The organism is Pseudomonas sp. R3-41, assembly GCF_054161485.1.
Map to the genome: position 1 here is coordinate 3,188,066 of NZ_CP096421.1, position 10,850 is coordinate 3,198,915.

Consider the following 10,850-nt stretch of genomic DNA (forward strand, 5'->3'; position numbering starts at 1 on the left):
GGCCGTGATGCGAACGGATTCGCCCCTCGCGGCGAAGCAGCGCGGCATGGCGGTGATCAGTGCCTTGCTGATCGCCGCTGTGGTGGCGGTGATCGCCGGGGGCATGTTGACCCGCCAGACCCTGTTCACCCGCAGCCTGGAAGCGGAGCAGTTGCGCGTCCAGGGTACGGCGCGCTTGCAGGGCGGTTTGCAACTGGGTCGCCAACTGCTCTGGGACGCTCGTCAGCGCGATCCCCTGACGCGTTTCGGCCAACCTTGGGCGAAACCCATCGTGATGCCGGGTTCGGATCAAATCGACACGCCGTTCGAAGGCCAGTTGGAAGACGAACAAGGCAAGTTCAACCTGCGCAACCTCGTCGCCAATGAGCGCGTGGACGAGGAACAAGTGCAAGCGTTCGAACGCCTGTGCCAGCAGTTGGGTGTGGCCGCGACGGTCCGTACGCGCATCGTCGAACGGGTGGTCGAGGCGTATCCGCGCTTGTTGAATCCGCAGCGGTCGGACCAGGCACCACAGGGCAATACCTTCGACAGCGGCCGCGAAACGTCGCCGTTGGCCGCCAACAAGCCGCTTTCACCAACGCGCCCGATGCTGCGCACCTTGCAAGACTTGCGCAGCGTCAAGGGCGTCACCCCTCGGTTGCTGGACACCCTGGCGCCGTACGTGACGATCTTGCCGGCCAACACCTGGATCAACGGCAACACCGCCAGCGCCCCGGTGTTGGCCGCCTACGTGCCGGGGCTGTCGCTGCAACGGGCCGAGGCGCTGGTCAGGGAACGCGACGGTGGCCATTGGTTTATCAACCGCGGGGACTTCGTCAATCGCCTGCGCATGCCCGAATTGGACACCGCCAACGTCAAGGTCGGTATCACCAGCGACTGGTTTCGCCTGAGGGGCCAGGCGCGCAGTGGTCAGCGCCGGGTCGAACTGGAGGCGTTGCTGCAACGCAGCGAGGACCGCTTGCCCCAGGTGATCTGGTCAAGGGTGGGCGTATGACCCGCTTGCGCATTGGCCTGGCGCCGCTGGGCAGCCTGGATCTCGACAGTGTGGTGGCGTTTGCCTGGCTGGATCGCCAGGGCCAGGTCCGCGAGCAAGGCCAAAGCAGCCTGCGGGCGTTGGGCCAGGGCAGTAAAAATCTATCAGTGGAATGCTTCCTTCATCCCCGCGACAGCTTGCTGACCCGCCTGGAGTTGCCGCTGTTGCCGGCGGCCAAGATCACCGCAGCGGTGACGTGCGCGGCCCAGGCCTTGATGCTCGGTGCCAGCGAACAGATGCAGGTGGCCCACGGTCCGCGTGACGTCGACGGGCAGGTGCAGATCGCCTGGCTGGACCGTGAATCCCTCGCCCACCTGGGGCGGCTGGTGCAGCAGGCCGGTTTGAAGCTAAGTGGCCTCTACCCGGCGGCCTACGCCTTGCCGGTGCTGCCGGGGCCGGTGGCCTGTATCGAGGACGATCATCTGCTGGTGCGCCATGGCCTGCAGCACGCCGTGGTGCAACCGTTGCAGGAGGAGGCGCTGGACGAGTGGCTCCTGGAAATGGGGAGCGGGCTGCATTGGGTGGGCAAAGTTCCACCGCAATCTTCCCTCGACCCCTTGGCTGACAGCCAACGCTGGATTGGCCCTGCGCCGGGTTGGGGCTTGCATGCCGGCCTTTCCCGCAGCGCGGCCGAGCGCGGTGGTTGGGGGCGGGCGGCGGCAATCTGCGCGATAGCGCTGGCGGTGTGGGTGGTCGGGCTGAACCTCTACGCCGCCCGCGAAGCGGCCCAGGGCCAACGGCTCAAGGCGCAGATGAGCCAGCGAGTGAAGCAGGCGTTTCCCGAATTGCCGGTGATTCTCAACCCGCTGCAGCAGGCGCGCCAGCAAATCGCAGCGCGCCAGAGCGGCGCGGCGACTGACCCGGCCCAACGCTTTGCCAGCCTGGTGCAGCAGGCGGGCAGCGCCATGCCGTTCATGAGCGGCAATGTCCAGGCGCTGGCGTTCGAGAACGGTGAGTTGCGCCTGAATGTCGTGGCCGAGGCGCAGAAGCCCGCCGCCGACGATGATTGGAAAATCCCCCTGGCCCAGGCCGGCATCGACATCGCCGCCGTCGACCAGGGCTGGGTCCTACGCGTGGCTCCAGCGGGCCAGGACGCCCCCGACGAAACCCCGGAAGCCGACGATGAATAAGCACTCCCTGGCCCTGGCGCGGGTCCGTTGGCAAACCTTTCGCACGCAATTGCGCACGTTCTGGCAGGGGCTTGCCGCCCGCGAACAAGCCGCCGTGGCCCTGGCTGCGCTGGTGCTGGGTGGCTGTCTGGTCTGGCTCGCACTGATCCAGCCGCCGCTGAAGACCATCGCCTATTGGCAAGCCGAAACCCCGAAGCTGCGCTCACAGACCGAAGCCCTTGAGGTGCTGTTGCGTGACGTCGCGGGGCCTGCCCAAGACCAGCCCCTCGAAGCCGCCTTGCGCCAGAGCCTGGACGCCAGCGGCTTGAGCCAGCACTACCAATTGCAAATGTCCGAGGGCCCCGGTGCCTGGCAGCTTACGTTCGACCAGGCCCCGGCGGAGGCGGTCATCAGTTGGCTGCTGGGTAACCCACGGCAATTCTCCCTGGAGGTGATCGAGGCTCGTTTGCAGCGTTCCGTCCCGGCCAATACCGACACCCTCGACAACCACGACAACAGCGCCGGCACCTTGTCCGGAACCGTTCGTATGGATCAGGCGCACAGCGCTAAGGAAGCTTCATGAAAGGGGCCCGATACCCACGTCATTGGCGCAAGGCTGCACCGCTGTTGTTGCTGGCGTTGAGTGCCTGCAACAGCACGCCGCCCGCGTCGCAGCCACCGTTGCTGGTGGACAGCGAACTGGGGATTCCGTTGGGAAGTACCCAGCGCAGCGGCGATGCATTGCTCGATCGCCAGCGGGCCCAGGACGGGCGTGAACGCAAGCCGGCAGTGCGGCATCAAGTCGACCTCACCGCCCGTGCCCGAGAGCCGCGCGGCAATGCGTCGGCGCGCACGCCCCTGGGGGATCAACCGGTGACGCTGAATTTCGTCGAGGCGGACATCCAGGCGGTGGTGCGGGCCTTGTCCCGTTCCACCGGCCAACAGTTCCTGGTGGACCCGCGGGTCAAGGGCAACCTGACGCTGGTCTCCGAGGGCCAGGTCCCGGCCCACCAGGCCTACGACATGCTGCTGGCCGCGCTGCGCATGCAAGGTTTCAGCGTGGTCGACGTCGGCGGCGTGGCCCAGGTGGTGCCGGAGGCGGATGCCAAGCTGCTGGGTGGGCCGATCTACAGCGCCGACAAACCGGCCGGCAACGGCATGCTGACCCGCACCTTCCGCCTGCAATACGAAAACGCCGTGAACCTGATCCCGGTGCTGCGCCCGATCGTGTCGCCGAACAACCCGATCAATGCCTACCCGGGCAATAACACCATTGTCGTCACCGATTACGCCGAGAACCTGTCGCGGGTGGCGCAGCTCATCGAAGGCATCGACACCCCAAGCGCCATCGACACCGACGTGGTGCCCATCCACAACGGCATCGCCGTCGACATCGCGCAAATGGTCTCTGACCTGCTGGAAACCCAGGGCGGCGACCAGACCCAGAAGATCAACGTGATCGGCGACCCGCGCTCCAATTCCATCATCATTCGCGCCGGCAGCCCCGAGCGCACGGAGCTGGCGCGCAACCTGATCTACAAACTCGACAACGCCCAGAACAACCCGAGCAACCTGCACGTGGTGTACCTGCGCAACGCCCAGGCCGGCAAACTGGCCCAGGCCCTGCGCGGCTTGCTCACCGGGGAAAGCGAAGGCGAGGGCAACGACAACTCGCGCTCGGTGCTCAGCGGCATGGGCGCCAGCACCAACGGCCAGGGCGGGCAGGGCAGCAGTGGCGACGGCACCAGCAGCACCACCAGCGGCAGTGTGTCGAGCAGCGGCAATGGCTACGCCCAGGGCAGCAACGGTTCCCCCAGCACGACGTCGACGAACAGTGAGCAGGGCACCGCCTTCAGCGCCGGCGGCGTGACCATCCAGGCCGACGCCACCACCAACACCTTGCTGATCTCCGCGCCGGACCCGCTGTACCGCAACCTGCGGGAAGTCATCGACCTGCTGGACCAGCGTCGCGCCCAAGTGGTGATCGAGAGCCTGATCGTCGAGGTCGGCGAGGACGACGCCAGCGAATTCGGTGTGCAATGGCAGACCGGCAACCTTGGCGGCAGTGGCGTGATCGGCGGGGTCAATCTCGGCGGCACGGGGCTCAACCTCAATGGCAAGACCAGCATCGACGTGTTGCCCCAGGGCCTGAACCTGGGCTTGGTCAACGGCACCGTGGACATTCCCGGCATCGGCAAGATCCTCGACCTCAAGGTCCTGGCCCGGGCCTTGAAGAGCAAGGGCGGCACCAACGTGCTGTCGACGCCGAACCTGCTGACCCTGGACAACGAAGCGGCGAGCATTTTCGTGGGCCAGACCATTCCGTTCGTCAGCGGCAGCTATGTCACCGGCGGGGGCGGTACCAGCAACAACCCGTTCCAGACCGTGACCCGTGAAGAGGTGGGCTTGAAGCTCAACGTCCGGCCGCAGATTTCCGAAGGCGGGACGGTCAAGCTCGATATCTATCAGGAAGTCAGCAGCGTCGACAACCGCGCTTCGAGTACCACGGGCATCGTCACCAACAAGCGCGCCATCGACACCAGCATCCTGCTCGACGACGGGCAGATCATGGTCCTGGGCGGGCTGCTGCAGGATGGTTACAGCCAGAGCAACGACGCGGTGCCTTGGCTGTCGACGATTCCCGGGATCGGCGCGCTGTTTCGCAACGAACGGCGGCAGGTCACCAAGACCAACCTGATGGTGTTCCTGCGGCCCTATATCATCCGCGACACGGCGGCGGGGCGCGGCATCACCCTCAATCGCTACGACTTCATGCGCCGCGCCCAGGGCCTGTTGCAACCGGAGCGCAGCTGGGCACTGCCGGACGTCCAGGCGCCGCAACTGCCGGCCTCGGCCCGGGCGATTCCGGGCGCCGCGCCGGTGAGCTTGCAAACGCCCAGGGCGGTGATCAAGGCGGTGCCGGCAACGGAGCCGGTAGGACAATGAGCACCGTGGCGAGGGAGCTTGCTCCCGCTGGGCTGCGCAGCAGACCCGAAACCTGGCGCCTCGGTGCGTCAGGCAGATCGCATTCAACCTGTTTGGGGTCGCTTCGCAACCCAGCGGGAGCAAGCTCCCTCGCCACAGGAGCCATGTCAGTCAGAGAGGAGGTGTCGGCATGACCACCCTCCCATACGCCTGGGCCAAGGCCCAGCGCCTGGTGTTGCGCCAGTCCGAAGACGGCGCGGTGTTGATGGTATGCCCGTCCACGCCGGGCTGGTCCATCAGTGAAGTGCGCCGTCAGTTCGGTGAGGTGCGGCTGGAACGGGTGCGCGACGATGAACTCGACGGCTTGCTCAACAGCGCCTATGCCGACACCGGCAGCGCTGCCGCAGTCGTGGGCGCGGCGGAAAACGAAGTCGACCTCGACCGGCTGATGCAGGACATCCCCGAGATCACCGACCTGCTGGACACCCAGGACGGCGCGCCGGTGATCCGCATGATCAACGCCTTGCTGACCCAGGCTGCCCGGGACGAGGCCAGCGACATCCACATCGAACCCTACGAGAGCCATTCGGTGGTGCGCTACCGCGTCGACGGCACCCTGCGGGATGTGGTTTCGCCGCGCAAGGCCCTGCACGGCGCCCTGGTGTCGCGGATCAAGATCATGGCCCAGCTCGACATCGCCGAAAAACGCCTGCCCCAGGACGGCCGGATCGCCCTGCGCGTGGCCGGGCGCCCGATCGATATCCGCGTCTCGACGGTGCCCACCGGCCATGGCGAGCGGGTGGTGATGCGCTTGCTGGACAAGCAGGCCGGACGCCTGCAGCTGGAAACCCTGGGGATGGACCCGGGCGTGCTGGGCAAGCTCGATCACCTCATCCGCCAGCCCCACGGCATCGTCCTGGTCACCGGCCCCACCGGCAGCGGCAAGACCACCAGCCTCTACGCCGCCCTGGCCCGGCTGGATGCCAGCGTGCACAACATCCTCACCGTGGAAGACCCGGTGGAGTACGACTTGCCAGGCATCAGCCAGATCCAGGTCAACGCCAAGATCGACATGACCTTCGCCCTGGCGTTGCGGGCGATCCTGCGCCAGGACCCGGACATCATCATGATCGGTGAAATCCGCGACCTGGAAACCGCGCAAATCGCCGTGCAGGCCTCCCTGACCGGTCACTTGGTGCTGGCGACGTTGCACACCAACGACGCGGTGTCGGCCATCAACCGCTTGATCGACATGGGCGTCGAGCCATTCCTGCTGGCCTCGTCGATGCTCGGCGTGCTGGCCCAGCGACTGGTGCGCAGGCTCTGCCCGCAGTGCAAGCAACCCGACCCGGCGACGCCCGGCACCTGGCGTCCGGTGGGGTGCCCAACGTGTAACCAGACCGGCTACAGCGGCCGCACGGGTATCCATGAATTGTTCTGCATTGACGACGACATTCGCACGCTGATCCACCAAGGGGCAGGGGAGCAGGCACTGCGCGCCGCCGCCCGCCAGGCTGGCATGTTCAGCATGCGCGAGGACGGCGAGCGTTGGGTGCGCAGTGGCACCACGGCCCCTGAAGAAATCCTGCGCGTAACACGGGACGCCTGATGAATCGCTACCGTTTCGAGGCCGCCGACGCCCAGGGCAAAATCGAGTCTGGACACTTGGAAGCCGACAGCCAAGGCGCCGCTTTCAACCTGTTGCGCAGTCGCGGCTTGACCGCCTTGCAGGTGCAGCTCGAGCGCAACACGGCGCAGACCAGCGGCGGTGGTTTGTTCAGCGCCAAGCTTTCGGACAACGACCTGGCCTGGGCTACCCGCCAACTGGCGAGCCTGCTGGGAGCCAGCCTGCCGCTGGAAGCGGCGTTGAGCGCCACGGTGGAACAGGCCGAGCGCAAGCACATCGCCCAGACCCTGAGCGCGGTGCGCGCCGATGTGCGCAGCGGCATGCGCCTGGCCGAAGCCCTGGCGGCGCGGCCGCGGGACTTCCCAGAAATCTATCGAGCGCTTATTGCCGCGGGCGAAGAGTCCGGCGATTTGGCCCAGGTGATGGAGCGGCTGGCCGACTACATCGAGGAACGCAACAACCTGCGGGGCAAGATTCTCACGGCGTTCATCTATCCCGGGGTGGTGGGGCTGGTGTCGGTCGCCATCGTGATTTTCCTCCTCAGCTATGTGGTGCCCCAGGTGGTCAGCGCATTTTCCCAGGCCCGGCAAGACCTGCCCGGGCTGACCGTGGCGATGCTCACCGCCAGTGACTTCATTCGCGCCTGGGGTTGGTTGTGTTTTGGGGTATTGGCCGGGGGCTTCTGGAGTTGGCGGCTGTACCTGCGCAAACCGGCGGCACGGTTGAACTGGCACGCGCGGGTGTTGCGCCTGCCGCTGATCGGGCGTTTTGTACTGGGCCTCAACACCGCGCGGTTTGCTTCCACCCTGGCGATTCTTGGCGGCGCCGGGGTGCCGTTGCTGCGAGCCCTCGAAGCGGCGCGCCAGACGTTGTCCAACGACCGCCTGAGCCAGAGCGTCAGCGAGGCCACGGCCAAGGTCCGCGAAGGGGTCAACCTGGCGGCGGCGCTGCGGGTGGAAAAAGTCTTCCCGCCGGTGCTGATCCACCTGATCGCCAGCGGCGAGAAAACCGGCTGCCTGCCACCGATGCTCGAACGCGCCGCGCAAACCCTGTCCCGCGACATCGAGCGCCGCGCCATGGGCATGACCGCACTGTTGGAGCCGCTGATGATCGTGGTCATGGGCGGCGTGGTGCTGGTCATTGTCATGGCTGTATTGTTGCCGATCATTGAGATCAACCAGTTGGTTCAATGAATCGTCAACGCTGAAACTACGCTCCGGTCGCTCCAAGACCACCAAAACCACCAAAACTTCCTGCTGGAGGTATTCCAGCGACAGGAATCTGACTCCTAGGCATCGGCTTGACGTTGGAGAGGCCACCCACAAAGTTACCCATCGCCCCGCCTACAATGCCACCCACTGCGGCGCCTGCGCCTCCGAATCTACTTCCAACACCTGCTCCGATTGACGCTCCTACCGTTTCTGCTGAGACAACGGTGTTGCCTGTGCCGAAAATCATAAGTTGTTCTTCTTCGGTGAGATCTCTCATGTCGATGTCCTGCCTTTAAATGAATAAATTTCAGTTATGTTTGTTTTGATCTTTTTTGATTAATTCCAAAAAAACAAAATGATGCATGTACTGCAAGTCCAATGACCAAGCCTTTAATGTATAAATTTAACTCCCAGTGATCAGCGATCACACCTATAGAAATGCCGAACAATAATGAAACTAGAATGGCAATTATTTTTTTCATGAGATTGATACGCTCAGCCCGTCCGTCGATGATTTCGACAGGCTATAGCATCTGGTTTTCTTGATTGTGAAATCAAAGTTCCTGCGTGCCCAAAATACTTGAGGGATATTGTTCCTTCGAAATATTGTCTTTAAGGTACTGATGGCATCTTTAGCGCCGCCACTGGGAAAACAAAAATCGATTATCCACGTCCGCCCCCCTTCATTCCATTCCGACGGGTGCAGCAGAAAGTTGGGATCCGTCAGCATTCGCTGCTCAGCATCCGGTGCTAGATATGCCCACGTAACATAGCCCATAGGCCTTGCTGTGGAGTCAAAGAAAAACACAATCTGCTGATGATCAATCGCGGGTACCAACCAAAAATGCAGTGTACGCATCTGAAACGTATGAGAACGGCTACACATGAACATAATCAAGTTGGCATAGCCGAGTGCTGCGGCCTTCTTTTCAATAGTGTTGTTTAGGCACTGAGTAACCAGACGAAAACGGTTTGTCATTGACATGAAAAGGCTCCTAGCCTTAGTGACTCCATCCGACGCTCCCGGATGCCACGAGAATTCCAGCTGCACAAGCATGGTGGAAACTATTGATGGATACATTAGCGTCGAAAACCGATTGCTGACGACCCTACAGGTGTAGGGGTTCATCGTTAAGTTTTTTCCTGTATAGCCTCACCTCCCGAGCCTTCCCGTTGCCGAACTCGGGTTCCTCGTTCTGTCATCTTCCGCCGCCCGGCAACCGTGCGCCGCCACCTCCACGGCCAGCCCTTGCCGTCCTCCTGGAAAATCCGCCTGGATGCCCGGTCCAGAGCCCTCGAACACCCGAGGAAAAAACTCGAAAAACAACCCTCGGCTCCCGAGGTTTTTTCCTTTATCTGTCACCGGAAGCTGCGAATTTCTAACCCATGGCCTCACCCCATCGCCATCGGCACAGGACCGAGCGCCATGACGGCAAGCATGCGTCACTCAACCTACGTACGAACACGACGAAAGGAGATTCTTCATGTTTAAGCGCACTATGATCGCAGCGTCCCTGGCAGTAGCCGCCCTGGCTTCGGCCCAATCGATGGCCGCGGTTGTCGGTGGCGGTGCCACCCTGCCTGAGAGACTCTACAACGGCGCTTCGCCTCTGCCACGTCTGTTGCCGACAGACTTCAGCTACACCGGTGTCGGCAGCGGCGCCGGCAAGACGGCTTTCCTGACCAACGCACCTGCTTCGATCAACCAGCCTGCCGGTACCCCGGTTGACTTCGCCGGTAGCGACTCGGTCATCAACCAGACTGACCTGACCAACTACAACAACGCCTTCGGTGCCACCTTCGGCAAACTGATCCAGATTCCATCGGTAGGCACTTCGGTCACCGTTCCGTACAAAAAAACCGGCACCACCACCCTGCAACTGACCGGTGCCCAACTGTGTGACATTTTCTCCGGCACCGTGACCACCTGGGGCCCGATCCTGGGTAACAGCGACGCCACCCCGATCAAGGTCATCTACCGTTCCGGCAGCAGCGGCACCACCGAATTGTTCGCCCGCTTCCTGAATGATTCCTGCCCTACCCAGTTCGGTGTCAGCAGCACCTTTACCACTGCCAAAGTAGGCGCCGAGCCTGCCAACTGGCAAGCCGTTGCCGGCAGTGCTGACGTGGTGACCGCGGTCAACGCCACCAATGGCGCCATCGGTTATGTCAGCCCTGACTTTGTTTCTCCCAACAACAACGCCGTGGTTGCTCGCGTCAGCAAGAACGCCGTAGCCGCCGGCACCGCGCCACTGCCAAGCCTGGCCAACACCACCGCCGCCCTGGGTACCGCGCCAATCCCGGCTACCGCTACCGATCGTGCCAACCCATTGAAGTGGGTGCCTACCTTCGGTTCCGCCGCCAATGACACCGCTGTTCCCACTGGTGCCAACCAGTACCCGATCGTGGGTTACACCAACCTGCTCGTGGGTCAGTGCTACAAGACCGCTGCCGATGCCACCGCCATCCGCAACTTCCTGACCAGCCTGTACACCGGCACCAAAAACACCGTCATCAACGCCCACGCCTTCGCCATCGTCCCTGGCACCAGCGCCACACCGACCAACCTGGCTGGCGAAATCAAGAAAACCTTCCTCGACAACGCCTATGGCGACGGCCTGGATATCGCCAACATCAGCGTCTGCAACGGCAAAGGTCGTTTGTAAGCCGCACGCAGGAAGCCGCTCAGGCCGCAGGATGTGGCCACTCTGAAAACAGCATCGGTAGCGGCCAGGTTGGCGCTGCCGATGTTGTTTTTCTGCGCCTGGAAACCGTGCGCGCGTCGCTGTTCCGGAGGATTTCGCTGCCCGGCCAGCACGCAGATGAACTTTGTATGACAAGCGTTCGGTCGCGCACCGTTGTAACCGCCTATCAGGTATCGATACGGCCACCTCGGGGCGGCTGTGTGACCTAACTCTGTGCTTTGGGAAAAGGATCGGATAGTG

The 10,850-nt window shown here is 63.3% G+C and carries 8 protein-coding genes; 7 read left to right on the forward strand and 1 reads right to left on the reverse strand.

Annotated features, from left to right (window positions below):
- Window positions 1-7 precede the first annotated feature (7 nt).
- From gspK to gspF, 6 genes are all read left to right on the forward strand, one after another.
- Entirely contained in the window at window positions 8-994 is a 987-nt protein-coding gene (gene gspK / locus M1D99_RS14280) for a type II secretion system minor pseudopilin GspK (RefSeq protein WP_434576038.1), read from the forward strand.
- Window positions 991-2,163, forward strand: a complete 1,173-nt coding sequence (gene gspL / locus M1D99_RS14285; protein ID WP_434576040.1) for a type II secretion system protein GspL — start codon at window positions 991-993, stop codon at window positions 2,161-2,163. The genes gspK and gspL overlap by 4 nt, the downstream gene beginning before the upstream one ends.
- Entirely contained in the window at window positions 2,156-2,725 is a 570-nt protein-coding gene (gene gspM / locus M1D99_RS14290; protein WP_186704914.1) for a type II secretion system protein GspM, read from the forward strand. Before gspL ends, gspM begins: the two co-directional genes overlap by 8 nt.
- A complete protein-coding gene (gene gspD, locus M1D99_RS14295) occupies window positions 2,722-5,088 on the forward strand; it encodes a type II secretion system secretin GspD (RefSeq protein ID WP_434576042.1) in 2,367 nt (788 codons plus the stop codon). Before gspM ends, gspD begins: the two co-directional genes overlap by 4 nt.
- Before the next feature lie 169 nt (window positions 5,089-5,257).
- Entirely contained in the window at window positions 5,258-6,676 is a 1,419-nt protein-coding gene (gspE, locus tag M1D99_RS14300) for a type II secretion system ATPase GspE (protein WP_186728561.1), read from the forward strand.
- Window positions 6,676-7,887: a type II secretion system inner membrane protein GspF gene (gene gspF / locus M1D99_RS14305; RefSeq protein ID WP_434576044.1), complete on the forward strand. Its 1,212-nt coding sequence runs from the start codon at window positions 6,676-6,678 to the stop codon at window positions 7,885-7,887. The genes gspE and gspF overlap by 1 nt, the downstream gene beginning before the upstream one ends.
- Window positions 7,888-8,383: 496 nt before the next feature.
- Here gspF and M1D99_RS14310 read toward each other — a convergent pair whose 3' ends face one another.
- A complete protein-coding gene (locus M1D99_RS14310) occupies window positions 8,384-8,890 on the reverse strand; it encodes a toxin-activating lysine-acyltransferase (protein WP_434576046.1) in 507 nt (168 codons plus the stop codon).
- Between the two features lie 499 nt (window positions 8,891-9,389).
- On the opposite strand from M1D99_RS14310, the gene M1D99_RS14315 reads away from it, so the two are divergent.
- Window positions 9,390-10,571, forward strand: a complete 1,182-nt coding sequence (locus M1D99_RS14315; protein WP_434576048.1) for a substrate-binding domain-containing protein — start codon at window positions 9,390-9,392, stop codon at window positions 10,569-10,571.
- Window positions 10,572-10,850 lie beyond the last annotated feature (279 nt).

Bases quoted from the DNA above. Each gene is read 5' to 3' on its own strand.
- gspK (WP_434576038.1), top strand. From the start codon at position 8: ATGCGAACGGATTCGCCCCTCGCGGCGAAGCAGCGCGGCATGGCGGTG.
- gspL (WP_434576040.1), top strand. From the start codon at position 991: ATGACCCGCTTGCGCATTGGCCTGGCGCCGCTGGGCAGCCTGGATCTC.
- gspM (WP_186704914.1), top strand. From the start codon at position 2,156: ATGAATAAGCACTCCCTGGCCCTGGCGCGGGTCCGTTGGCAAACCTTT.
- gspD (WP_434576042.1), top strand. From the start codon at position 2,722: ATGAAAGGGGCCCGATACCCACGTCATTGGCGCAAGGCTGCACCGCTG.
- gspE (WP_186728561.1), top strand. From the start codon at position 5,258: ATGACCACCCTCCCATACGCCTGGGCCAAGGCCCAGCGCCTGGTGTTG.
- gspF (WP_434576044.1), top strand. From the start codon at position 6,676: ATGAATCGCTACCGTTTCGAGGCCGCCGACGCCCAGGGCAAAATCGAG.
- M1D99_RS14310 (WP_434576046.1), bottom strand. From the start codon at position 8,890: ATGTCAATGACAAACCGTTTTCGTCTGGTTACTCAGTGCCTAAACAAC.
- M1D99_RS14315 (WP_434576048.1), top strand. From the start codon at position 9,390: ATGTTTAAGCGCACTATGATCGCAGCGTCCCTGGCAGTAGCCGCCCTG.